The organism is Nocardia sp. NPDC056000 (assembly GCF_042269265.1).
Classification (GTDB): Bacteria; Actinomycetota; Actinomycetes; order Mycobacteriales; family Mycobacteriaceae; genus Nocardia.
In genome coordinates this window covers 261,288-285,254 of the sequence record NZ_JBHJXS010000011.1, presented here as the reverse complement: position 1 = coordinate 285,254, position 23,967 = coordinate 261,288, and the positions used below count along the sequence as shown (strand labels likewise).

General features: G+C 66.1%; 27 protein-coding genes. 15 read left to right on the top strand and 12 right to left on the bottom strand.

Annotated elements, in window-relative coordinates:
* Positions 1-2 precede the first annotated feature (2 nt).
* The 6 genes from ACFC4D_RS31000 to ACFC4D_RS30975 form a co-directional block, all read right to left on the bottom strand.
* Positions 3-1,001 carry an MCE family protein gene (locus ACFC4D_RS31000; protein ID WP_375954229.1) on the bottom strand — a complete coding sequence of 333 codons (999 nt, stop codon included), beginning with the start codon at positions 999-1,001 and terminating at the stop codon, positions 3-5.
* A gap of 62 nt (positions 1,002-1,063) precedes the next feature.
* Positions 1,064-2,068, bottom strand: a complete 1,005-nt coding sequence (locus tag ACFC4D_RS30995) for an MlaD family protein (RefSeq protein WP_375954231.1) — start codon at positions 2,066-2,068, stop codon at positions 1,064-1,066.
* Positions 2,065-3,216 carry an MlaD family protein gene (locus ACFC4D_RS30990; protein ID WP_376068525.1) on the bottom strand — a complete coding sequence of 384 codons (1,152 nt, stop codon included), beginning with the start codon at positions 3,214-3,216 and terminating at the stop codon, positions 2,065-2,067. Before ACFC4D_RS30990 ends, ACFC4D_RS30995 begins: the two co-directional genes overlap by 4 nt.
* A gap of 3 nt (positions 3,217-3,219) precedes the next feature.
* The gene (locus ACFC4D_RS30985; protein ID WP_375954234.1) at positions 3,220-4,080 is read right to left on the bottom strand and encodes an ABC transporter permease; all 861 of its coding nucleotides are present in this window, start codon (positions 4,078-4,080) and stop codon (positions 3,220-3,222) included.
* Positions 4,081-4,980, bottom strand: coding sequence for an MlaE family ABC transporter permease (locus tag ACFC4D_RS30980; RefSeq protein ID WP_376068523.1), 900 nt, complete (start codon positions 4,978-4,980; stop codon positions 4,081-4,083).
* An 83-nt stretch (positions 4,981-5,063) separates the two neighbouring features.
* Positions 5,064-5,672 carry a hypothetical protein gene (locus tag ACFC4D_RS30975; protein ID WP_376068521.1) on the bottom strand — a complete coding sequence of 203 codons (609 nt, stop codon included), beginning with the start codon at positions 5,670-5,672 and terminating at the stop codon, positions 5,064-5,066.
* A 108-nt stretch (positions 5,673-5,780) separates the two neighbouring features.
* On the opposite strand from ACFC4D_RS30975, the gene ACFC4D_RS30970 reads away from it, so the two are divergent.
* From ACFC4D_RS30970 to ACFC4D_RS30950, 5 genes are all read left to right on the top strand, one after another.
* Positions 5,781-6,308, top strand: coding sequence for a hypothetical protein (locus ACFC4D_RS30970; RefSeq protein WP_376068520.1), 528 nt, complete (start codon positions 5,781-5,783; stop codon positions 6,306-6,308).
* 28 nt (positions 6,309-6,336) lie between these two features.
* Complete coding sequence (locus ACFC4D_RS30965; protein WP_376068519.1) at positions 6,337-8,532, top strand: MMPL family transporter; 2,196 nt, start codon at positions 6,337-6,339, stop codon at positions 8,530-8,532.
* On the top strand, positions 8,529-8,930 hold the full coding sequence (locus tag ACFC4D_RS30960; protein WP_376068517.1) for a hypothetical protein: 402 nt from the start codon (positions 8,529-8,531) through the stop codon (positions 8,928-8,930). The genes ACFC4D_RS30965 and ACFC4D_RS30960 overlap by 4 nt, the downstream gene beginning before the upstream one ends.
* 101 nt (positions 8,931-9,031) lie before the next feature.
* Positions 9,032-10,054 (top strand): hypothetical protein, encoded by a 1,023-nt coding sequence (locus tag ACFC4D_RS30955; protein ID WP_376068515.1) that lies wholly within the window; start codon positions 9,032-9,034, stop codon positions 10,052-10,054.
* A 241-nt stretch (positions 10,055-10,295) separates the two neighbouring features.
* Positions 10,296-11,333 carry a YbhN family protein gene (locus tag ACFC4D_RS30950; RefSeq protein ID WP_376068514.1) on the top strand — a complete coding sequence of 346 codons (1,038 nt, stop codon included), beginning with the start codon at positions 10,296-10,298 and terminating at the stop codon, positions 11,331-11,333.
* Positions 11,334-11,374: 41 nt separating this feature from the next.
* On the opposite strand, the gene ACFC4D_RS30945 is transcribed toward ACFC4D_RS30950, so the two are convergent.
* Complete coding sequence (locus ACFC4D_RS30945; protein WP_375954248.1) at positions 11,375-11,644, bottom strand: hypothetical protein; 270 nt, start codon at positions 11,642-11,644, stop codon at positions 11,375-11,377.
* A 124-nt stretch (positions 11,645-11,768) separates the two neighbouring features.
* Complete coding sequence (locus ACFC4D_RS30940; protein ID WP_375954250.1) at positions 11,769-12,743, bottom strand: oxidoreductase; 975 nt, start codon at positions 12,741-12,743, stop codon at positions 11,769-11,771.
* Between the two features lie 119 nt (positions 12,744-12,862).
* Here ACFC4D_RS30940 and ACFC4D_RS30935 point away from each other — a divergent pair, with 119 nt between their 5' ends.
* Positions 12,863-13,300 carry a phage holin family protein gene (locus ACFC4D_RS30935; RefSeq protein ID WP_376068513.1) on the top strand — a complete coding sequence of 146 codons (438 nt, stop codon included), beginning with the start codon at positions 12,863-12,865 and terminating at the stop codon, positions 13,298-13,300.
* On the opposite strand, the gene ACFC4D_RS30930 is transcribed toward ACFC4D_RS30935, so the two are convergent.
* Positions 13,297-14,100, bottom strand: coding sequence for an SDR family NAD(P)-dependent oxidoreductase (locus tag ACFC4D_RS30930; protein ID WP_376068511.1), 804 nt, complete (start codon positions 14,098-14,100; stop codon positions 13,297-13,299). The genes ACFC4D_RS30935 and ACFC4D_RS30930 overlap by 4 nt on opposite strands.
* A 101-nt stretch (positions 14,101-14,201) precedes the next feature.
* Between ACFC4D_RS30930 and ACFC4D_RS30925 the strand changes: the two genes are divergently transcribed.
* Complete coding sequence (locus ACFC4D_RS30925; protein ID WP_376068509.1) at positions 14,202-15,182, top strand: SDR family NAD(P)-dependent oxidoreductase; 981 nt, start codon at positions 14,202-14,204, stop codon at positions 15,180-15,182.
* Between the two features lie 3 nt (positions 15,183-15,185).
* Positions 15,186-15,308, top strand: coding sequence for a hypothetical protein (locus ACFC4D_RS30920; protein ID WP_364631335.1), 123 nt, complete (start codon positions 15,186-15,188; stop codon positions 15,306-15,308).
* Positions 15,309-15,315: 7 nt separating this feature from the next.
* On the opposite strand, the gene ACFC4D_RS30915 is transcribed toward ACFC4D_RS30920, so the two are convergent.
* Together ACFC4D_RS30915 and ACFC4D_RS30910 are read right to left on the bottom strand one after the other, a co-directional pair.
* The gene (locus ACFC4D_RS30915) at positions 15,316-16,653 is read right to left on the bottom strand and encodes an ABC1 kinase family protein (protein WP_376068507.1); all 1,338 of its coding nucleotides are present in this window, start codon (positions 16,651-16,653) and stop codon (positions 15,316-15,318) included.
* Between the two features lie 99 nt (positions 16,654-16,752).
* Entirely contained in the window at positions 16,753-17,529 is a 777-nt protein-coding gene (locus tag ACFC4D_RS30910; protein ID WP_376068505.1) for a GntR family transcriptional regulator, read from the bottom strand.
* Positions 17,530-17,645: 116 nt separating this feature from the next.
* Here ACFC4D_RS30910 and ACFC4D_RS30905 point away from each other — a divergent pair, with 116 nt between their 5' ends.
* A complete protein-coding gene (locus ACFC4D_RS30905) occupies positions 17,646-19,094 on the top strand; it encodes an ABC1 kinase family protein (RefSeq protein ID WP_376068503.1) in 1,449 nt (482 codons plus the stop codon).
* Between the two features lie 107 nt (positions 19,095-19,201).
* Positions 19,202-20,374, top strand: coding sequence for a TDT family transporter (locus ACFC4D_RS30900; RefSeq protein ID WP_376068501.1), 1,173 nt, complete (start codon positions 19,202-19,204; stop codon positions 20,372-20,374).
* Between the two features lie 9 nt (positions 20,375-20,383).
* Here ACFC4D_RS30900 and ACFC4D_RS30895 read toward each other — a convergent pair whose 3' ends face one another.
* On the bottom strand, positions 20,384-20,734 hold the full coding sequence (locus ACFC4D_RS30895) for a hypothetical protein (RefSeq protein ID WP_375954266.1): 351 nt from the start codon (positions 20,732-20,734) through the stop codon (positions 20,384-20,386).
* Between the two features lie 270 nt (positions 20,735-21,004).
* Between ACFC4D_RS30895 and ACFC4D_RS30890 the strand changes: the two genes are divergently transcribed.
* The 5 genes from ACFC4D_RS30890 (at position 21,005) to ACFC4D_RS30870 (ending at position 23,924) form a co-directional block, all read left to right on the top strand.
* Positions 21,005-21,211: a hypothetical protein gene (locus ACFC4D_RS30890; RefSeq protein WP_364631319.1), complete on the top strand. Its 207-nt coding sequence runs from the start codon at positions 21,005-21,007 to the stop codon at positions 21,209-21,211.
* Positions 21,208-21,726 carry a DUF6879 family protein gene (locus ACFC4D_RS30885; protein ID WP_376068499.1) on the top strand — a complete coding sequence of 173 codons (519 nt, stop codon included), beginning with the start codon at positions 21,208-21,210 and terminating at the stop codon, positions 21,724-21,726. The genes ACFC4D_RS30890 and ACFC4D_RS30885 overlap by 4 nt, the downstream gene beginning before the upstream one ends.
* Positions 21,608-22,561 carry a helix-turn-helix domain-containing protein gene (locus ACFC4D_RS30880; protein WP_376068497.1) on the top strand — a complete coding sequence of 318 codons (954 nt, stop codon included), beginning with the start codon at positions 21,608-21,610 and terminating at the stop codon, positions 22,559-22,561. The genes ACFC4D_RS30885 and ACFC4D_RS30880 overlap by 119 nt, the downstream gene beginning before the upstream one ends.
* Before the next feature lie 98 nt (positions 22,562-22,659).
* A complete protein-coding gene (locus ACFC4D_RS30875) occupies positions 22,660-23,235 on the top strand; it encodes an RNA polymerase sigma factor (protein WP_376068691.1) in 576 nt (191 codons plus the stop codon).
* Positions 23,232-23,924 (top strand): ubiquinol-cytochrome c reductase iron-sulfur subunit, encoded by a 693-nt coding sequence (locus ACFC4D_RS30870; protein WP_376068495.1) that lies wholly within the window; start codon positions 23,232-23,234, stop codon positions 23,922-23,924. The genes ACFC4D_RS30875 and ACFC4D_RS30870 overlap by 4 nt, the downstream gene beginning before the upstream one ends.
* The last annotated feature ends 43 nt before the right edge of the window (positions 23,925-23,967 follow it).

Below are 23,967 nucleotides of genomic sequence, written 5' to 3'. Positions count from 1 at the left end.
GGTCAGCACCCCGGCTTTCCGGCCGGGCACAGCGGCGTATCGGTGATGGTGGCCCCCGACTGATCGACGCGGACGTACGGGTTGTCGCTGTTCTTGGCGAACCACTCCAGCAGTCGCGCCAGGTTCTGGTTCATGCCCGCGAGCGCGTCCTTGTTGTGCACCAGGTCCGCGACGCTCTTGTCGATGGAGTCGTAGAGCGGTTCGAGGGCCGGTCCCAGTTGATCATTCGCGAATCCGAAGACCGGCGTGACGAGGTCGAAGGCACGCCGGATCTGTGCCACCAGATTCACCAGCCCGTCCCGGTTGGCCGCGACCACCCGGTACAGGTCGAGCAGATGGGTACCGGCGAGCTGGAGGCGATCCACCTTGTTCATCAGCGTTTCGAGGTATTCCTTGGCCACGTCCAGAGCCCGGGAGAATTCGGTGCGCCGCTGTACGACAATGGCCGACAGCTTGTTGACGTTGTTCAGAATGCCGTTGAGCGCCTGGGGTTGCTGTTCGAAGGCGCCGGAGAGTTTGGCGATGGTCTCGCGCAGTTTGCCGACATCCAGGGCGGCCAGCGAGGGCGTGACCTCCTCCATGGCGGCGGTCAGATCGTAGGGCGTCCGGGTGTGCTCGCGCGGAATGATCTTGCCCGCCGCAGTGCCCGGTCCGGCCGGTTCCACCGAGACGTATCGCCCGCCGATCGGGGTGAGCAGTTTGACCGCGATCCGGGTATCGAGGCCGACCCGCACCTTGCTGTCCAGGCCGAAGGCGATCTCGGCGTGATCGCCGACCAGGGTCACCGAGCGCACCTTGCCCAGTGAGATGCCCGCGACGCGGACATCGTCACCGCTGCGCACATCACCGGAACTCTTGAACTCCGCGCGATACACGGTCTCCCCGAAGGGAATCACGAAGGCTCCGACGGCGGCGACGAGCGCGCCGACCGTCACCAGAATGGCGGCGACGCCGATCCGGAATTCGAACTTGGACTGCGCGTCGGCACTGCGAACGATCAAGCGCGGCAGCCTGATTCGCGGTACGGACAGTCGCGTCAGCGCCGCCGGGAGGGATGGCCGATTCATTTGCAGCCCGCCATTCGATCGATGCCCATGAGGATGGTGGCCGGAATCGGCAGCCCGCTCAGGCAACTCCAGGTGTCCCCCGATGTCGGTTCCAGCGTCAGGCTGTTGAGCGTCTGCGCCGCTAGCGGTACCGCGGCCAGCGTCTGCCGGATGAAGCTGACCATGTCCGGCCCAAGCAGGGTGTTGTAGAGCCGATCCATACCCGGAAAGTTGTCGTAGTAGATCCCGGCGAACCGATCGAGCAGCGGCACCGCCGCGTTCAGGCCCGGAATAGCGCGGTCTATCAGGCTTTTCAAGGTGTCCAGCCGGGCGTAGAGCTGATCGACCACATCGAGCACCTGGTCGATCATCGAATCGATTTTGGGCGATTGGCCCGCAAAGCGATTCAGCAGTCCGGACAGATTGTCCGCGAGCAGCGTCACCACCGGTTCCTGATCGGCCGCCACCGCGATGACCTGGTTCAGGCTGTCCATGACCGGTCCCAGCCCGCGCCCGTCACCGGACACCACCAGCAGCAGGTTCTCCAGGAATTTGTCGACCGAACCGGAGGACAGGGTGTCGAAGATCGGCCGGACCGCGTCGAAAAGCTCCGAGATATCGAAGGATCCGTGCGTGCGCGCGATGGGAATCAGCGAGCCCGGCGCAATCCTGTTGCCGGGCGCGACTTTCTGCTGCACCGCCAGATACCGGTCACCGACGAGGGAGGCGAACAGCACGGCGACCTCGGTGTTGTCGTACACCTGCTGTCCGTCGGCGACGGTGAATTCCACGTAGGCGACCGTGCCGTCGAGCGCGATATCGGTGACCTTGCCGACCTGCACCCCCGCCATCCGCACATCGGACCCCTTCTTGAGCCCTGAGACATCGGAGATGTGCGCGGCATAACTGTGCACCTGCGCTTTGACCGGTGTCTGCAATGCGGTCCAGATCATCGCGCCCATGACCGCGATGACCAGTCCGACGATGATGAGCCGAATGCTCGCCGAGCGAACCGATTTCATCGATCACCGCCCGGAGCAGGCGTGCCGAACAGACCCGGCGGAATCGGCAGTCCGGGAATCTGCGGCAGACCCGGAATGAGCGATGGCCCGGCGGGCACGGTCTGCGGACCGGCCGCCACCACCTTGGGGTCGCCGCCGAGATACGGCAGCCCGGCGAGCAAGAGTTGCACCTGAAGTGAGACCGTCCCATCCGGATTGGCGACGAAGGCCCTGTCGACCTGCTCGAGCAACTGCGGAAGCCGGGTATAGAAGCTGGTGAGTCCGCCCGCGGCATTGGAGATCGGGCTCAGCACGCTCACAATGGCGTCGATGACCTGGGTGAGACCCGGCTGCGGGAAGATCCTGATGAGATCGCCGATCACCTTCCCGATGAAACTGGAGATCGCCTCGAGATCCTCATGCCGTTCGGTCAGAAAGGCCAGGCGGTCGGACTGCGCCCGGAAGATCTCCAGCGCACCGCGCGCCACGTTCGTCAAATCCTTTGTGCCGCTTGCGGCATCGCGCAGCGCCGGCCGCGGATCGACGCCGATGAGAATGTCATCGCCGACCTTGATGCGCCCGATATCGATGGCGGTGGCGATCATCTTGCCGATGCCCTCGGCGCTGCCGTCGAAATCGAGCACGCTCCCGATCCGCCCGACCGGACCGGAATCGACCTTGCTGATCTCATCGCCCACGAGCCGGACCACCGAGGTGACGGTGACCGTCTGCGAATCCTTCGGCAGTGTGATGGTCGCGCCGTCGCGCAGCGGTTTACCGCGCGGGCCGAGGTAGTACAGCTCGAGCGCGGTCATGCCCAGCGAATTGGAGGAGACGAACCGGGCTCGCACATTGTCGGCGAGGAACTTCGCGTTCTCCGGCGTCACCGACAGTTTGACGAATTGGCTTTCCGCACCGCGACTTTCGATCTGCGCGACCTGACCGATGCGCAGCCCGTCCATCTTCACGTCCGAGCCCTCGACAATGCCCTCGCCGACCTGCTGTGCCTCGATATTGACGGTGAAGGCCGGGGTGAATCCGCCCTTGATGTAGGTGGTGAAGAGGAGTGAGATCACGACCAGCACCGCACCGCCCACCAGTCCGGTGAGCAGTAGCTGCCAGGTCTTGGGACCGCGGCCGTTGATGGCCTGAAACCTAGCTGTTCCCATGGACTATCCCGTAATTCGAATATCGCTGACGAACATGCCCCACAGCGCCGTGGTGAGCATCAGATCCAGCACGATGATGAGCACCAGGCTGGCGCGAATGGCCCGCCCGGAGGCGACCCCGACGCCCTCCGGTCCGCCCGAGGCGTAGAAGCCGTAGTAGGAGTGCACCAGGATGACCACGACGACGAAAACGATTGCCTTGAACAGCGATAGGAAGATGTCCTTCGGGTTCAGGAACGCCTGGAAGTAGTGGTCGTAGGTGCCGCCCGCCTGACCGTGCACCACCTTGATGAAGAAGGCCGTCGCGAAGTAGCTCGCCGCCAGCGACGCCAGATACACCGGGACGACGATCAGCACCCCGGCGATGACCCGGGTGGTGACCACGAAGGGAATCGGTTCCACCGCGGTGGCTTCCAGCGCGTCGATCTCCTCCGAGATTCGCATGGAACCGATTTCGGCGGTGATGCGGCAACCCGCCTGTGCCGCAAAGGCAATGGCGGCGATGAGCGGTGCGAGTTCACGGGTGTTGGCGAACGAGGAGATGAAACCGGTGAGCGGTCCCATGGCCAGCATATCCAGCAGCCGGAACGCCTCGATGCCGATGACCGCGCCGGACATCATGCCCATGAAGAGCACCACCCCGACGGTGCCGCCGCCCACGATGACCCGCCCATTGCCCCAGCCGATATCCATGAAGACCACGCCGATCTGACGGCGATACCGATGCAGGGTGCGCGGAACGGCCTTGAGCACGTGAAAGGCGAACGCGAATTGATGTCCCAGGCCCACGATCGGGGTGAGGGTATCGCCCGCGCGGCGGAACGAACGTTCGCCCAGTGCACGGTATTTCGACGGAAGCACCATTCAGATCCCCAAATTCTCCGGAAACCAGATCGTCAGCAGCTGGGTGATGAGCACATTCGCCGCGAATGTGGTCATGACGCCGAGCACGACGGTGGCATTGACGCAATCGGCCACACCCTTGGGACCGCCGGAGGCCTCGAATCCGCGCTGGCTCGCCACCAGCACCACGAGAATTCCGAAAATGACTGTTTTGATAATCGCGATGATGAGATCGGTGGTGCTGGCGAAGGCCGCGAAGGAATTGAAGAAGGCCCCGGGCACACCGCCCTGTATCAAGGTCATCATGTAGATGGTCGACATGCCGACGAACACCACGAGAATGCACATCAGCGGGCCGACGATGAACATCGCCGCGAGCCGCGGCGCGACCAGGCGGTGATTGGGATTGATACCCAGGGTGCGAATCGCGTCGATCTCCTCGCGAATCTTGCGCGCACCCAGATCGGCGGCGACCGCGGCCCCCACCGCACCGCCCATGAGAATTCCCGAAATCATCGGCGCCGCTTGCCGAATCACGCCGAGGCCACCCGCGGCTCCGGCTTGCGAGGTGGCCCCGACCTGCGCGGCGAGCGATCCGGCTTGAATCTGGATGATCGCGCCGAGCGGTACCGAGATGAGAATGGCGGGCCAGCCGGCCACGCTCATCATGAACCACGCCTGGGTAAGGGTTTCGCGCCAGGGATGATTGAGTTTGAGCACGTCGCGCACCAGGCCGTAACACGAATCCACGGCCAGCAGCACCAGTCTGCCGAAGGTGCCGATCGAGCCGAGCAGCGTATTCCACGCCCACAGCACCAAATTCACTATGGGTCGCAGTACGGGTGGAACCGATTCCCGGAATGAGGGTTCCGGCACCGATTCCTCTTCGTCCGCCTGCTCCGCACTTTGCACAGTCCGCATAGGTGAAACCTCCCCGCCACCGTCTGAGACAATATAGTCAGAACGGACCACGCTGTCCGCGATTTGCGAAATTCGGTGGCGCGCTACGGCATCCACCACTCGACCATCGGCTGAACAGCGGGATTTCCGCCGTCGCGCACAATGGTGAGCACACTCTGGGTCAGATCGATGGATATGCCGGGACCGGAGCCGGACCAGCCACCCGAGCGCGCGACGACCCCGAGGCGAATCGGCGTACCGGTCGCCAATTCGAATGCCTTGAACAGAGATCCGCACACCACGAACAGCGTGTCCGCCGTACTGCCCACCGCGGTGGCCCGGGTCCACTCGTCGCAGCGCGCGGAGACGCCGTCACCGCTGTACCAGCCGTAGTGATCGGCACTGCGATTGACGAAGTTCGGCAGTGCGCTCGACGGCGCCGCGGTATAGGCAGCGGCATCGGGGAGCTGCGGAGGAATCGCCTCGGGCGGTGCGACAGGCTTGGGCGTGGTGGTCACCGCGCGCGTGCCGGGCACGATCGAGGTGGTGGTCACCGGCGTGGTTCCGGCCACCACGACAATCGGCGGCGGTGCGCCCAGATGGCTCCGGAACCACAGTGCCGCACCGCTTCCGGCGGCGATGAGCACCGCCGCCACCATCAAGCCCGAGGCATATGCGACTGCCGATTCGCGCGGCCTGCGCAATCTGCCCACGGGCCCCTCCTCACAAAATCATCACTACCGACTGAGACAGTTGTTAGCATACTGTGACTAACGACGCATCGAAGTGCAAGATGCGAGCACGGTCACAGTGGAGGGGACATGAAAATCACTATGGCAAAGGCAAACTCACCGGCGGTGATCCTGTTCGCACTGTCCGTGACACTTGCCGGATGCGGTTCCGGAAACGTGCGCAGCAGCGATGTCACCATTACCGTCGCGCCCACCGGCACGGCCGCCACCACCGCCAAGGGCAAGATCCCGGATCCACTCACCGCTGATCAGCTCGACACCCGCCTGCAGGACCTGTTCGGCAAAGGCCGCCAGGTCACCGACGATCAACGGCTCTCGATCGTGGCGGGCGGTGAGAAATTCCGCAATGACCTGCCCGAATTGCAGAAGGCCATGTCCGAGAACCCGAATGCGAAATTCGGTGTGGTGACCGGTTCGGTGGTACTCAACGGCGATGTGCTCGAGGCCGAGTTCTGGCTGGACAAGGACGGCAATGGCAATCGCCGCTCCGCACCGCTGAATCTGTCGCCGGCCAACGGCGAGTGGAAGATTCCGGTCAGCGAGATCTGCGGAATCCTGGCCCAGACCGATTACAAGTCACCCGCCTGCGCCTCCTGAGCGCGAGCACCGGAGGGGAGATCCACTCGTGTTCGGATGGCTGGGGCGCTGGACTTACCACGCTCGATACACCGTGATCGCGATATTCGTTGTGCTGATGGGGATTTCGGGGCTGTACGGGTTCGGATACCAGGATCGGCTGACCGCCAAGGGCTTCTTCGACGATTCCAGTGAATCGGTGGCGGGCACCGAATTGGCCGATGACACCTTCGGCCGCGATTTCGACGGCGATGTCATCGCGCTCTACACCGCACCGCCCGGCAGACATATCACCGATCCGGATCTCGAGGCCGCGGGCCGGGACCTGACCCGGAAGCTGTTGAACGACTATCGAACTCAGATCAAGGATGTCAGCGGCTACTGGAACGGCAGTCTGGGCAAGACGCGCTTCATCGACGAATCCAAGACGCGGGCCTTCCTGAGTATCGGGCTACAGGGCACCGGCGATCAGGACAGCGTCGACTTCTACCACCGGATCAAGGACGAACTCGCGATTCCCGGACTCCAGGTGCGGATCGCCGGACGGGTGGCGGTGGCCGACGCCGTCGGCCTGACCATGCAGGCCGATATCGCGCGCATGCATCTGATCGCACTGCCATTGGTCGCGGTCGTGCTGTTCTTCGTCTTCGGCGGCGCGGTCGCGGCGGCACTGCCGCTCATTATCGGCGGGCTCACCATCGCGGGGGCCTGGGGCGTGATGAAGCTGCTCACGCTGTTCATGCCGGTGCACCAATTCGCCGATGCGGTCATCTCATTGATCGGGCTCGGGTTGGCGATCGACTACGGATTGTTCATGGTGAGCAGGTTCCGGGAGGAGATCGCGCAGGGTAGATCCGCCGAATCCGCTGTGCGCATGGCGGTTTCGACGGCGGGGCGGACGATCATGTTCTCGGCGACCATCATCGTGGTGTGCGTGGCCGGGGTGCTCATCTTCCCGATGATATTCCTGCGCTCGGTCGCGCTCGGGGCGCTGACCGCCGTCATTCTGGCTGCGTTGCTGTCGATTACGGTGCTACCGGCCCTACTCGGCGTGCTCGGCAAGCGCGTGGACGCCTTCGGACCGCGGCGCTTGTCGCGTACCAGGACCACCGCGCAGATCGACGCCTCGTTCTGGTCGCGATTGGCCACCTGGGCGATGCGGCGGCCCGCCGTGCTGGCCTATCCGATCATGCTGGTGCTGCTCGGACTGATGCTGCCGTTCCTGCACGCCCAATACGCCGGGCTGAGCGAGAAGTATCTCCCGCCGGGCAATGAAATCCGTTCCGCGCAGCAGAGTTTCGACGCCCTCTTCCCGACCGAACGGGTATCGCCGATCAAACTGGTGATCGAGGGCGCGGATCGGGCGACGCTCACCGCGATCGTCGCGGCGGCGAACAGGGTGCCCGGGCGCACCGCGGATTTCGAGAAGCCGTTCTCCAATGGCGTCGCCAAGGACGGCGTGAACGTCAAGGTCTATACCTCGGGCCTGGTCGATCCGAGTGACGCCGACGCCGTGATCGCCGGACTGCGGGGCATCACACCGCCGCCCGGGGTGACCATGTACGTGACGGGTCTGCCGGTGCTGGAACGGGATTCGATCCACGGCGTGATCGACCGGCTGCCCTGGCTGCTGGCCATTCTGGTGCTGGCCTCGTTCGTCATGATGTTCCTGGCCTTCGGATCCTTCGTACTCCCGCTCAAGGCGATAGTGGTGAGCGCGTTGAGCCTGACCGCGACCCTCGGCTTCCTGTCCTTCGTGTTCTACGACGGGCACGGCGCGACCCTGCTGAACTTCACCCCGCAACCGCTCAGCTTCCCGGTGCTGGTGGTCATCATCGCGATCATCTTCGGGCTCTCCACCGACTACGAGATCTTCCTGATGTCGCGTATGGCCGAAGCGCGCGAGCGCGGCGCGTCCACCACCGAATCCATTCGGTACGGCACCGCGCACACCGGCGGCATCATCACCGCGGCGGCCCTGGTGCTGATCGTGGTCACCGGCGCGTTCGGGCTCTCGGATCTGGTGCTGATGAAGTACATCGCCTACGGCATGATCGTGGCGCTCATCCTGGACGCCACCGTGATTCGCCTGCTGCTGGTGCCCGCGATCATGGCGCTGCTCGGCGATCGCTGCTGGTGGGCGCCCGCCTGGGCGAAGCGACTGCACGAGCGCATCGGCCTGGTCGAGCACGGGGTCGCCGCCCTGCCGGTCCGCCCGAACCCGAGCGAGGAGATGACGGTATGAGGCATGCGATGACGGCCGTGCTGACGGGTGGGCTGCTGCTGGCGGTGCCGACCGGGCAGAGCATGGCACAACCGAGGGCGGCGGAGATCGACTGCTCCGCCAGCCACAAGGACGGTCGAATCCTGGAAGTGAGCTGCTACAACGAGGATTCGGCGGCGGGCACGGTCGACCTGGTCTACGTCTGCACCACGCCCTTGGACTGGGATCGCCGAATCGTCGTCAACGAGCCCGGATTCACCGTCGGCGGTGGCGGTGTACTGCACCTGACCCGGGACTGCGGGGACGATCAGGTCGTGTTCACGTATCAGGTGACCGCGCTGACACAGCGCCAGTTCGATGACCAGACCGCTCGACAGGATCAGATTCGCGCGCGGCGGGATCGGGCCGCCGGACGCTAGCCCGTGCCCCGCTTCCTTTTGCGGTGCGAATCACCGTCTGAGACAATCCAATTCGACAGCGCACGAGGCCGCCGCATGCGGGCGGGAATGGGGATTGTTCAATGGCACAGGACACGGCGGAGCTACTGCTCGACGCGGCGGTCGCCTACATACTGGATCAGGTCAGCGGCGAAACCCTGGTGGCGCATTCGGATTCGATTCTGCGCGATGCCTTCGAGGTCGCCGAGACCATGAAGGTCGGCGAGATACTCGAGCGCGCCTCGGTACAGCAGACCGCGCTCTCGATCATCGAACTGCTCAACAGCAGTGCGCTGAACCGGAATCTGTTCGAGGCGCTGGCGGACGCCATCTACGAATTGGCGGCGAATGACGAATTCCGGCTCGGCGATGTCGTCGATCGCGACGGCGTGGTCCGGCTGGTCGCCACCGTGCTCGGTATGCACACCATGTTCGAGCGCGGCCTGGACCGTTTCGCGCAGAGCCCGCTGGTCGGCACCGTGGCCGCCACCTTCGTCAATCGCATCGTCTCGGGCGCGGCCGATGCCGCGCGCAGCCGGGCGGAGCGGATACCGGTGGTGAAATCAGCTCTCTCCCTTGGCGATCGGACTGTCGGGCGGGTGCTCAGCGCGGGCGACAAAGCCTTCGGTGAGCGCCTGGGCGAAGCGGGCGCGGCGGCGGCACAGTTCGCGGTCAAGCGCACCAATCACGCGATCCTGACCGTCATCAAGGAGACCCCGCTGACCGATGCCGCCATGGAGGTCTACGACCTGTTCGCCGGTGAACCGGTCAGCGATCTGCGGGAATTCATCGAATTGGAGGAGCTGCGCGCGCTGATCGGGGCGATCTTCGATCTGGTCACCACGGTCGAGAATCACGAATATCTGACCGAACTGATCGGCGACGCCACCGATATCCTGCTGAACCACTACGGCGATTACACGGTGGCGGGCCTGTGGCAGGAGGTCGGATTGACGCCGGAATTGCTCCGCGATGAATTCGTCCGCTACGCACCGCCCATTATCGATCTGGCCAAAGCCGATGGTGTACTGGCCGGACTGGTGCGGCAGCGGGTGGAACCGTTCTTCCGATCCGCGGCCGTCACCGAAATCCTCGCCGGCGCCTGACAATTGATTGCACATTGTCCCAGACACGTTTAGGCTGAGCGCGACCCACGATCCTTCGATGCGTACCCCACCGGAGGATCACCGGTGTCCCGGGAGCGACCCGCTACGATCAGCACGGTCCGGCAGTGCCCACTCATGTGCCGGATTGCGGGTCGCTCCCTTCTCCGGCGCGTTAATGTCGAGCATCGGATCTGCGATTCACAGCACGATTACGGCATCGTCGACATCACGAGGAGAGCCGATGGCTCTGGCCATTCCCGCTACCGCGAGAAAGGCGCTCCCGACCGTTATCTGCGCGGTGGTGGTCGTCGCCGCCGCGCTCTGGCAGCACGAGACGGTCGCCGCGGGTATGCGCGCGCTGCTCGCCGCCGATCCGCGCTGGCTGGCGGTGGCACTGGTCGCCACGCTCGGACTCTGGCCCACCTCGGTGTGGATGCTGCGCGGTTCGATTCCCGCACAACCCTCTTCGGCCCGGTTGTTCGCACTGCAACTCGCGGTGCCCGCCATCGGGCTCATCCCGGCGGCCTCACTGCTCATCCGGCTGCGCTTCCTGCGCCGCGAGGGCCTGAGCCACAGCGCCGCCGTCGCCTCGATGACCCTGTTCGGTTTCGCCGCGCTGGTGGTGCGCATACCGCTGGTGATCGTGGCGATCCTGGCCACGCCCAGCCTGATCGACCGCACCAAGGGACAGCCGCCCTGGCATGACCTGGGCGCGCGCACCGCCGCCTGGTGGCACGGCGCGACCGGAAACGCCTGGCATACAACGCTGATCGTCGGCACCGCGGTGCTCGTCACCGGTGCGCTGGGCACTGTCGCGACCATCGCGCTGCGCCGCTGGCTCACGGGCCGCGGCGGCTGGCGCGGACTGCTGCATCGCGCCCGCACCGGGCGCACCGATGCCGAATTCGCCTGGAAGTCGGTGGCCGCCACCGCCTTGCGCCCGCGCCGGGCCGCCCTGCTGTGGCTCTGCGCCCTGGCGCAGCCGCTGCTCATGGTGGTCGCGCTATGGGCGGTGCTGCACGCGGTGGGCGCGAATCTCAGTTTCGCGGACACCTTCGTGGTGCAGCTGGTGACGGTCGCGCTCGCGCCGCTACTGCCCTCCCCCAGCGGCGTGGCCGCCAAGGAGGTGACCCTGGCCGCGGGCCTGACCGCCATCGCGGGCCTGACCGGCGGGGTCGCGGTCGGCGCGGCACTGGGCTTCCGCCTGCTGACCTTCTGGTTCCAAATCCCGCTCGGCCTGGGGTCTTTCGCCTATCTCAATCACCGCCGCGCCATCTGAGCACGGCGGTCCGGACTCCCCGAAGTCCGGTACTCAGCACATCAGAGCGGCGTGCACTCGATGGTCGAGAACTTCGCCACCCCGCGCCACGAGGTCTGCGCCTGTCCCTTGGCCGCCCGCACACCCTGGCGCGCGGTGACGGTCACCGTCGGCAATTGCGCGCCCGCGTAGTCCTGACCGGTGCACGAATAGTCGTACGCGACACCGGGTCCATGCGGACTCGCCTGCGCCGGGGCGGCCCCGACCACGGCGAACACCGGCGCCACCGCCATTACCGCGACGGGCACACCCATCCACAGCCTCGAGCTCACAAGCATCTCCTCACGCATTTTCGGGGTAAGCCGGTAAACAGCAGCCGAATTCTCGCACGGCGGGATGGTGTGCGCCGGGTGGTCGAATGATCTCGTGGCGGCCGCCCAATACGGTGAACCGTGGTCAGGCGGGCCAGGGGTAGGTGACGCCGGTCAACTTCTCGCTCAGTCGCCAGAGCGCGCGGGCCTGGGTTCGGCTGTACGCGAGCGGATTCCGCAGGGTGCGGCGCGGATACCCGAAGGTCTCCAGACCGGGACCGAGGTAGGCGTTACCGGGCAGGCCGGGCATGGTGGCGGCGTAGAGCTGGGGCAGCGCGCCCATGCGATCGGACTGCGCCATGGCGACCAGCGCCTGCTGCTGGAGCGCGGCGAGCCGGGCCGATACGCCCTTCTCCGCGCCGGAGTCGTAGAGATTGGTGGCGGACAGACCCGGGTGGGCGGCCACGGCGGTCAGCGCGGTGCCGCTGGCGCGCCGGTCCAGCTCCGCGGTGAAGAGCAGATTGGCGAGTTTGGATTGGCTGTACGCGAGCCAGCGCATGTACACCACACGCCAATTGGGGTCCGGCCAATTGATGACCCCGCCCCAGGCCGCGATGGAGGACACCGTCACCACGCGCGGTGCGGGCGCGCGCAGCAGTGCGGGGAGCAACAATCCGGTGAGCGCGTAGTGACCCAGATGATTGGTGCCGAACTGCGCGTCGAAACCCTCGGCGGTGCGGACATTGCGCGGCAACGCCATGACCCCGGCATTGTTCACCAGGATGTCGATGGCGCCCTCGCGCACATCGAGATGGTCGGCGGCGCGGCGGATCGAGGTCAGATCGGCCAGATCCAGCGGCAGCACTTCGGGTTTCGGGCCCGTCGCGGCGGCAGCCACCGATTCCAGCGCGGTGGCGGCCTTGAGTTCATTGCGGCAGGCCATGATCACCTGCGCGCCCTTGGCGGCCAGGGCCTCGGCGGTGCGCAGTCCGAGTCCGCTGTTCGCGCCGGTGACCACCGCGGTCTTACCGGTCAGGTCGGGAATATCGTCCGCGGTCCAGGGGCGCGGTAGTAGCGGCAGCCGCGCCGTGGTCGTCCGGGCCGAGAGCACTTTGGCCATTCCGTTCACCCTCCTGAGGGAAATTCGCCGTCTGAGACAATCTAGCCGACCGTGTTAGGATGCGACAGTTCGGGCGGCCGGCGGTCGCCGATGAGGATGCTGATTCGAGGGGGCCGCAGATGGCGGGCGACCAAACCAGTTACCGCACAGCGATCGCGACGCGACCGAGCGAACCCGAGCGGATCCTGCGGCTGCTGCTCGCCGAATTCACCGCCTGGGCCGGGCCCACACTGTATCGCGCCGGCAAGTTCGCGCTCGCCGAGTTGGCGCGCGGCGTAATCGCCTTGGCCGCATTGGGTTTCGCCGTCGTCGCGGCCGCCTACGGCATCGTCTACTTCTTCCGGTTCCTCACCGAACTGCTGTCGAACTGGATGCCGCACTGGGCCGCGCTGCTCACCACCTCGACCCTGATGCTGATTCCGGCCGGTCTCGCCGCGCTCTTCGGACTCTGGCAGATCTACCGGATGCGCAGCGTCCGCGCCACCGTCACGGCCGCCGTGCGCGCCGGTGACGCCGTGCGGGGCCACACACCGCGAGGACCGGCGTCACGTCGCTAGGGCTCCAGCTTGCGCGCCAGATAGTCGTCGATGCGGGACAGCACCGCACGGCGGAGGAATCGGGAGCGCAGCCCGGTCGTACTGTCCCGCTTGCCGATTCGCGCGGCCAGGCGCGCACCGGCGGGCGAGACCCGGCTGCCCAGATATTGCGCCCGCGCCTCGAAGGGCGTCGGCACCACCGCCGGATTGCGGGCGGCCACCCGGACGATGGTGCGCGCGATGTCCTCGGTCGGCTCCGGGGCCGGGCAGACCGCCGTGACGCCCACGCCGGTGCCCGCGAACTCCAATCGCAGTCCCTCGGTGAGCATTTGGGCCGCGGCACGGGTGGCGCAGTACGGGGCGCTGAGCGGAATCGGGGTGAAGGCCGCCACCGAGGTGACATTGATGATGCGCCCGCCGCGCCCGGATTCCATCATCTGCCTGCCGAAGTGGGTGCAGCCGTGCACCAGTCCCCAGACGTTCACCCCGAGCAGCCGCTCCCACTCCTCGAGCGTGTGCTCCAGAAATGGTCCGGCCGTGGTGTATCCGGCACTGTTGACCAGTACCCGGGGCGTGCCGAATTCGGTCTGGACATCCTCGGCGAAGGATTCCATGGCGATCGCATCGGCCACATCGACCGCGTACGGAGTCGCGTCGCCGCCGAACGCCTCGATGGACTCCACGGTCCGCACCGCGCACGCCTTGTCGATATCGGCGACGACGACCATGGCCTTCTTACGCGCGAAACGTTGCGCCACCGCGCGTCCGATGCCGCTGCCCGCACCGGTGATCACGACGATCTGGTGCTCGAACCCTGTCATGTGTGGTCCCCTGATTCCGCGGCTGCGGAGCTGCGTTCAGATTCATTTACTGTCCCAGACAGTGTACACTTCAACTTCCAGCGCAGGAGCGGGACCAGCAGATGAAATCCTTCCAGCCGCGGCTCGCCGTGGTGACCGGTGCGGGCAGCGGTATCGGCCGCGGCACCGCCAAGGCCCTGGCCGACCGCGGGGCCACCGTCATCGTCGCCGATATCAATTTCGCCACCGCGAAAGATACTGCGGCACTGATCCATTCCCACGGTGGGCAAGCCCTGCCCTATGCCCTCGACGTGGCCGATCCGGTCTCCATGGAAGGTCTGGCCGAGTACGTGCGCGCCGCGCACGGCGTACCCGATGTGGTGGTCAACAATGCCGGAATAGTGGTCGGCGGACCATTCTTCGACATCCGACCGGCCGACCTGCAACGAATCGTGGATGTGAATCTGACCGCCGTCGTACACGGATGCTGCCTCTTCGGCGCGCAGATGGCCGAACGCGGCGCGGGCGGGCAACTGGTGAACATCTCCTCGGTCGCGGCCTTCGCGGCCATGCGACTGGGCACGCCCTACGCCTTCACCGCCGCGGGGGTGAAGCATCTGAGCGATACGCTCCGAGTTGAAATGGCACCGCTCGGTATTGGAGTCACCGTGGTCTGCCCCGGGCTGATCGCCACCAATCTGGCGGCCACCGCCTCCCTGGCCACCCTCAGCACCGAACAGGTCGCCATCACCCGGCAGATCGTGGTGAAGGGGATGACCCTGCTCGGCATGCATCCGGACAAGGCCGGGCGCAAGATCGTCGAGGCCGCCGCCGCCAACCGCGCCATGCTGCCATTACGCCTGGAATCACGGCTGATTCACCTGTTCACCCGCGCCTTCCCCAACTTCACCCGGGCGCTCATGCGGGCGGGCACCGGACCCGAGGTGGAACGCGCGGTGCGCTTCGTCATCGACCATCCCGGATTCGTCGGCATCGCCCGCGAGGCGGCCGAACTCATGCCGCAGCGACCGGGTCTGCAAACCTATTGGGAACCACCGGAATACGATGATCCGCCACCGCCGCCCATTCCACTGAGGAGATGAAGCATGGAAGAACGTCCGTCCACCCCGGCCGAACCGCCCACCCGCAGAAACCTGGTGATCGTGGTAGCCATGGCGCTCACCGTGATCGCCGCGCTGGTCACGGTGAGCGCGCTGGTCGGAGCCTGAGGCCGGCTCAGGCCGCTTCACCCTCGATGACGTAGCCCGGCAGCCAGCGTTCGACCAGTCCGAGATACGGCCCCTCGGCGTCGAGTTGGGCGCAGACGGCGATGATGCCTGCCAGTACCCGGCCGAGCATCACCAGATCCGGCAATTCGGGCGGGGTGCGGACGGCCACGGTGTTGTTCATCGACAGATTCCGCATGTCCATGGCGCGCAACATATGTCCCTGCAGCAGTTCCCTGGTGATGCGCAGGCGCTCACCCTGGAATTCGGCGACCACCGGAGCCACCACGCGCAGGATCGGATCGGCGTCCAGATGATGACCGGGGCGCACGAAACCGTTGGTGTGCAATGCGGCCAGCAGGGCGTCGTAATCCTCGGCGACGGCCAGGCGGGCCAGTTCGCCCACCACCGGCGGCAGACCGTCCGGCAGTGCGATGGTCGCACCGAAATCGATGATGCCCAGACGCCCGTCCGCGAGCAGCTGATAATTGCCCGGATGCGGATCGCAGTGCAGGTGACCGACGAGTTTCGGTGAGCTCAAACCGAATTCGACCAGTAGCTGACCGGCGCGATCACGCTGCGCCGGGGTGCCCTCGGCGATGATCTTCGACAGCGGGACGGCATCCATCCACTCGGTGATCATGACCTTCGGCGCGCTCGCGATCACCCGGGGTATGAAGAAGTTCGGATCATCGGCATACGCCTTGGCGAAACGCCGCTGATGATCGGCCTCGATGCGATAGTCGAGCTCATCGGCGGTGCGCGAGACGAATTCCTCGATCAGCGCCTTCACATCCACGCCCGGCATGAAGACGCCGAAGGTGCCCGAAAGCATCTGCAGCAGTTTGAGATCGGACATGAGCGCGACATCCGCGCCCGGGTACTGGATCTTCACCGCGACCGTGCGCCCGTCCCGCCAGACCGCGCGATGCACCTGCCCGATACTGGCCGCGGCCACCGGAGCGTCCTCGAAACTGGTGAAGCGTTCGCGCCAGCGGGTGCCCAATTGTTCGTCCAGCATGCGGTGCGCCTGGGCGGTCGGCATGGGCGGAGCCTGATTCTGCAGGCGCGCCAGCGCTTCCCGATACCGGTCGGCGAACCGCGGCGGTACCGCGGCCTCGGCGACGCTGAGCGCCTGGCCCAGTTTCATCGCGCCGCCCTTGAGTTCGCCGAGGACCCGGAAGACCTCGTCGGCGGCCTTCTCGATCAGGGCCTCGTCGATGGCCCCGCGGTCGGCGCCGGTCATGATCGCCTTACCGGTGGCGGTCATGCGCCGGGCCACGATGCCCATCGGCAGTGCCGCGATCTTGGCCGATCGTGCCAGACCGGTTCTTCTCTTGCCCGCCATCGGGTGCCTCGATTCGTATCGCCGGTACACGCTTGCGCGAGTGAGATAGCAATGTGCCCGGGGGCACGAATCGAAGATTAGAGTGTCTCAGACGGTTGGTCAAACGGCGTGCCGCGCAGCGCTTTCGGCGCTCTCGGCATCGAGGCCGACCTGTTCCTCGAAATGCGCGACCACCTTCTCGTGGAACATGGCGAACAGATCCTCGAACAGCGCCAGCTGCGCCTCGGACGGACCACTGCCGGACTCCCACACCGCCAGCAACGCGCGCCAGACCAGCACGTGCAGATCCGCCGAGGCCGCGAAGTACGCCTGCACCGCCTCGGGCACCTCGAACAGCATCTCGCCGACCGAATTCAGCACGGCGCGTTGCATACTGTGGCCGAGTTCGGTGAGCAGGTCACGGACCAGGCCGATCTCGATCTCCAGCATGCGAACCGCATCGGGATCGTCGGCGCGCGCCTCGATTTCGAGCTCGTCGATCGCCGCACGCAGCAGGCTCGGATCGAGCTCGCTCTCCGCCTCGGTGTAGTCGAGCAGCGCCTCGAGCACGATGACCCGTTCGGTGGCGACGATATTGCGGAAGATATCGGCCGCCAGCTCCGGTTCGTGCATGGAGAGCCGGAACAAGCGGCGGTAGACGTCCAGGCCACCGGTGTGCCGCACATCCCGCACGGTGAAACCGCGGCCCCGGTGCGCATCGACGAAACCGTAGGACTCCAGCCTGCCCAACACCAATTGCGCGGTGGCCCGGTTCATCTCGAACTCATCGGCGACCTGGCGGACCGAAGGCATCAGATCACCCGGTGCGTACACCCCCGTGGCGACCCGGCGAGCGAGTTCGTCGGCGACATCGGCGACGACCGTCTGGGCACCCATCCTGTCACCTTTCGACAACTATCGGATACGTCCCAGACAGTTTATGCTGCTATGTGCCAAACTGCACGTGCGCGCACCTCGACAGTCGCGCGCCGCGCACACAATGAGGTGAGCATATGACGGAGCGGCGAACCAGCAGTCGTTCAAGGGGTACCGGCGGCACGCCGCCGGTTCGGACCGCGGTTCGCAATGCCAAAATCGCGTCGCTGCCCATCGCGTACGCCGGTCGCCAGGCGGCCGGGGTCGCCAAACGCGCCCGGGGCAAATCCGCGGCCGAGGTCAATCAGGACATCCAGATGCGCACGGCGCAGCACATTTTCGAGGTGCTGGGCGAGTTGAAGGGTTGCGCGACCAAACTCGGGCAGCTGCTCGCGCTCTATGAGCTGGCACTACCACCGGAATTGGCGGAACCGTACCGGACCGCGCTGGCGCAGCTACAGGATTCCGCGCCCGCCATGCTGCCCGCGACCGTGCACGCCGCCATGGCGGACGAGCTGGGCGAGAGCTGGCGGTGGAACTTCCTGGAATTCGATGACCGGCGCGCCGCCGGTGCCTCGATCGGGCAGGTGCATCGCGCGGTGTGGCGGGACGGACGCCAGGTCGCGGTGAAGGTCATGTACCCGGGCGCGCATCAGGCGGTGCTCGGGGATCTGGAACAGCTGCGGCGACTGTCCATTCTGGCCACCGTCTTCGCACCGGGGGCCGATGTGCCCGCGGTGACCGAGGCCATCTGCACCAGTGTGGCGGGCGAACTCGATTACGCCGCCGAGGCCGAACATCAGCGGATCTTCGCCGAAGTCTTCGCCGATGACCCGGATATCGTTGTGCCCAAGGTGATTACGCAGCGCGGCAATGTGGTGGTCAGCGAATGGCTGCACGGGACGCCGGTCACCAGGATCATCGAATCCGGTGCGCCGCAGGAGCGCAGCCGGGTCGGCATGCTGATTCTGCGCTTCCTGCTCTCGTCCTGGGTGCGCACAGGACTGCTGTACTGCGATCCGCATCCCGGGAATTTCCGGGTGCTGCCGGACGGGCGGCTCGGCGTGGTCGATTTCGGGGCGTGTGTGTCCTGGCCGCAGGACGGGTTCACCGAATTGGTCGGTGAACTGGTCGATTCGGCGTTGAACGGGACCATCGCCGATCTCGATGTGGCGCTGCGGCGGCACGGATTCGTCGAGCCGAATCGGGCCTACGATGTGGCGGCAATCGCCGAGGGCATCGCGGTGGTCAGTGAACCGCTGGCGGAGAGCAGTTTCCGGTTCACCACCGAATGGCTGCGGCATCGGGTGCGGCATGTGATGGATCCGCGGCTGAGCAACGCGCATCGGCAGATGACGATTCCGGCGTATGTGACACCGTTCGCCCGCGCCCTGCTCACGGCCATGGGCGTGCTCGCCCAACTCGAGGCAGAGGGTCCGGTGCGGGCGGAGTTCGCGCGCTGGTCACCCGAGCTCGCGGCGGCGTTCGAACGCTTCGACAACCACCACGCGCAGCCGACCGACCTGGGCCTGGTCCGGCAATTGCGCGCCAATCCGCCGGCCCGCCGGTTCTCCGTCGTCAGCTGATCGGTGTGCGGGCATAGGCCCGTCCGATATCGGTCATAGAACCGTTCTATGCATCCATCGGATTGCGGGCGGTACCGGGGAGTTTGATGCTCGCCGATGCTGAATGCATGACCACATTGACCTTCCGCACCGGTACCGACGCCAAGTCAGCTGCTGCGGAGGCGTCCGCTCCGGCGCGCACCACCGCCGAGCGCGCGAATGCGGTCGAACACCAGCCGGGCGACGCGCTGCGCGCCCTGGCCCCCAACTGGTTCGCCGTGGTGATGGGCACCGGCATCATCGCCAATGCCGCCGCCACCCTCCCCTTGCAATTCCCGGGCCTGCGCGGGGCCGCCACCATGATCTGGGCGCTGGCCGCCGGACTGCTGGTGGTGCTGTCGGCCGCCTGGATCGCGCATTGGCGACGCCACCCCGAGATCGCCCGCTCGCACGGTGCGAATCCGGTCATGATGCAGTTCTACGGCGCACCTCCCATGGCGCTGATGACCATCGGCCTGGGCACCCTGCTACTCGGTGGCGATCTGATCGGCATGTCCGCCGCCGTTGCCATCGACTGGGTGCTGTGGAGCGCGGGCACCGCACTGGGCCTGATCTCGGCCTGCGCCATCCCGTTCCGCATGATCACCCGGCACAGCTTCGACGGCGACGCCGCGTTCGGCGGCTGGCTCATGCCCGTGGTGCCCCCCATGGTTTCGGCCGCCACCGGCGCACTGCTCATCCCGCACACTCCCGCCGGGCAGCCCCGGATGACTCTGCTGTTCGCCTGCCTGGCCATGTTCGGGCTGAGCCTGATCGCCGCCTTCGTCACCATCACCATGATCTGGTCGCGTCTGCTGCATCACGGCCTGCCCGCCGCGAGCATGGTCGCCACCGTCTGGATCGTGCTCGGCCCGCTCGGCCAATCCGTCACCGCCGCAGGCCAACTCGCCACCGTCGCCCCCACCGCCCTGCCCGCCCGCGAGGCCGCCGGACTGGATGTCTTCGCACTGCTGTTCGGCGTTCCCACCTGGGGCTTCGCCATGCTGTGGCTGGGCCTGGCCATCGCCGTCACCTGGCACGCCCGAAAGTCCATGTCCTTCAACATGACCTGGTGGGGTTTCACCTTCCCCCTGGGCACCTGCGTCACCGGCAGCACCGTCCTGTACGCCCACACCGGCGCCGTCCTGTTCGGCGTGGTCGCGGTGGCGCTGTTCGCGCTGCTGGTCACCGCCTGGGCCGTGGTGGCGGGCCGCACCGTCCACGACGCCCTGTACGGCACACTCCTGCACCCCGCACGCTGACAGTCCCGATCAGCGCGCTCCCATATCCACCGGCGCGTCGGGCGGAATGATCCACCGCGCGAACGTCTGCTCCGGGCTCACGATAATCACATCGACCCGCGCCACCAGCGATTCCGGCACTCGCCCAGCCTCGAAATGAGCTGGCGCGGGGGCGATTACGGCTTCGGCGTCGAGCCGGGTCACCAGTGACCGCAACCGAGCCAGCGGCGGCCGCCCGCTCCGCGGATCGAAGAGCACCATCCCGGCGAAGTCGTATCCGAGCCGCTCCGCGGTCCGCCGAATCAGGCTCTCATCCCACAGTTGCGCAGCCCCGGACACATCGGTCCGCAAATACCCCAGCGCCGTCGGCCGAAACCGCATAACACTTCCCCTGTCATCAGAGCAAACACGCAGGAAACACGCTAGAGAGCCGCGCACCGAATCCGGAAGGTTGTTGCGATTAGTTGCGATCTTCGAGCCTTCCGGCATCGCAATGAATTTCACCCTCGACCGTGGGAGATAGCGGCCGGTCGCGGGCTTCCACGGGCGTCAATGACGCTCGACGAACAGGCTTGACCGCCAGATCCCCACGCGCAAACATGAAGTGGCTCGGCGCAACAGTTCGCAACCTCGAGAAGCGGGTGGATCGTCATGCGTCTTACATTCATCGCCAAGGATCCCAACTCCAACCCGACCGGTTCGCCCACGCTGTATCGGACCGACCGCGACTCCTGGGTGGTGCAGGGCTGGGTGGTCACCGATCCCGCCGTACTGGCGCAGATGGGCATCCCGGAAGGTGAGTCCTGCGTGGAGATTCCGGACAGGTTGGTTCCGTTCTTCGATCAGGGAGACAGGTGATCTCGATTACCGGCCGCGAATTCGACCGCCTACTGGCCGAATTCGCGCACGAGGCGATCCACCTGGAGACGCGTGACGCCTATGGCACGGTGGTGGAACTGCCGCATTTCGCCCGATGGGCGGCGGGAGAATCCGACGACCTCGAATGGCTGCGGGGATGGTGTTCGACATTGCGCGAACACGCCGCGGCCGAACGTTCGGTGCGGCGCGCCCGCATCGTGTCCGAACCGCTGAGCGACTACCAACGGTGGTCGCACAGCATCGCGTGGCCGATGGTGGACGCCGGTGAGGACATCCGGTGGGTGCCCCGCGTGCTGGTTTCGTCAATTGCCTTACCCGGCAACGATTTCTACCTGTTCGACCAGCGGCACGTGGTGTTCCTGCACTATGCCGGGAATGGGCTGGCCACCGGATACTCGCTCTCGACCGACGCCGATGACATCCAGCTGTGCCGCAGGGCATTCGATACGGTTTGGAAGTTGGCTATCCCGCACCGTGAATACCAGCCCGTCTAGTTCGGCGCAGGCGGCACGGCGTGCGCTCGGTGAACGATTGCGTGAGTTGCGGATGGACGCCGGACTCAGCGCCCGACAACTCGCTGCCGCGACCGATCAGCACTACACGCGCATATCCAAGATCGAGAACGGCGTCCAGGCCCCGACCGATGAGGATCTGCGCGGCTGGTGCCGAGTGTGCCACGCGGAGGATCAGGTGGCCGATCTGGTCGCCACCCTGCGAACGGTCGATTCCGCGTATCTGGAATTCAGGCGACAAAGCCGGGCCGGACTCAAGCGGGTGGTGGGCGCGCACACTCCGCAGCGCTACGAGCAGACGAACGTATTTCGCATCTACGAACACAACGTCATCCCCGGACTGTTTCAGACGCCGGAGTACGCGGCGGCCATGCTGGCGTTCTGGATTCGCTTCCTCGACACACCGAATGATGTGGATGACGCGGTCGCGGTGCGCATGCAGCGGCAGCGGGTACTGCGGCGGGGCGGTAAGCGATTCGTGGCGGTACTCGAGGAGCAGGCGCTGCGAACCTGGTTCGGGGATGCCCGCGTACAGGCCGGTCAGCTCGGGCGGCTGCTCGAACTGATGTCGATGCCGAACATCTCACTCGGCATCATTCCGCTCATGACCGAGCGGGAAGCCGTTGCGTCCGCAGGGTTCTGGATCTTCGATGACGATCTGGTCGCGCTCGAAACACCGACCGCGAGCATTCACGTCACGCAACCGGCCGAGTGTCAGCTGTACGCGCGCATGTTCGAAGCGCTCAAGAGCGCCGCCGTCTACGGCCCGCAGGCGCGCCGGATCATTCTCGCCGCGCTCTCCGAGCTGGATCGCTAGCGGGAATCGGGAAAACGGGTGCCGCTGTAACCCGCGACGCTATCTACTGGAAGGCGTGGTTATGCGTCGTTGGCGGAGCCTGGGAGTGGCTGTTCATGATGCGGCGGACGACTGCTGGACGCGATCGGGGGGCAGACGGTGCGCCGAGCGCACCCGGCCGGGGGTTGCGGCTCGTGGACGGTGAGCACTACTCGGGCTGGGAGGCCCTGTACCGCGACAATGTGGGCTGGGTGTATTCGCTCATGTTCGGCAAGGTCGGCAATCGGCCCGATGCGGAGGATCTGACGGCGGAGGTGTTCAGCACCGCGCTCAAGCCATTGCGGATCGAGGCTTCGGTGCCCGAGGTGCGGGCGTATCTGCGGGCCACGGCCCGGACCGTGCTGGCCGGATATTGGAAGGCCCGGATGGGGCGGGAGATCACCACCATCGATATCGACATCGTGGATGATGCACCGCAGCAGGCCGCCGGTGACGGGCGGGCGGAGGCGCAGGCCCGCAAGGTGCTGGACCGGCTGCCGGAGAACTATCGGCGGATCCTGGAGTTGCGGTTTCTGCAAGGGTTGTCGGTACGGGATGCGGCGAATGATCTCGGGGTGAGTGTGGCGAATGCGAAAGTGTTGCAGCATCGGGCTTTACAGCTGGCTGCGCGGCTGGACGAGGGAGGTGCGCGATGAGCGGGCGGGATGTGCGGCGGTATATGGAGGAGCTGCTGGCCGGGCGGCCGCCCCGGGCATTCCGGCCCGATGACCAGGAGGCCGAGGAAATGCGGGCCGCGATCGAATTGCGCGCCGCGCGGCACGGGAGCGATACCCCGAGCGAGGATTTCCTGGCGAGCCTGCAACGTCGGCTGGCGGCGGAAATCGATGGGGAGGAACAGGATTCGCCGCCCGAGACCGGGACGCGGCGGCGGCAGGTATTGATCGGCACCACGGCGGCGGCCGCGGCCGCCGCCGTGGGAGCCGCAGGGGCCGTGGTGGATCGGACCCTGCTGAACCCCGCGGAGCCGGAACAGCCTGCGGCACAGACGACCCTGGAGCCCAATAACGGGTCGTGGCGGCCGATCGCGGCGGGTGCGGATCTGCCCGAGGGCGGCACCATCGCCTTCGATATCGGCACCGTGAGCGGATTCGTGCGGCGCGCCAACGGGATTCCGGTGGCGGTATCGGGGGTGTGCACACATCAGGGCTGCAAACTGTGGCTGGACGCGCCCGCCGACCGGCTGCGCTGCCCCTGCCACTCCACCTCGTTCTCCACCGACGGCGTGGTGCTCACCCATCAGCTGCGGGTCGCACCCACACCGCTGCCACACCTGCAGGTTCGCGAAAACAACGGCGCCATAGAGATTTTCGGTCCGACCGTGTAACCCGCCGCCCTATCTGTAGATGACCGATCCCGCACCCGCGGGT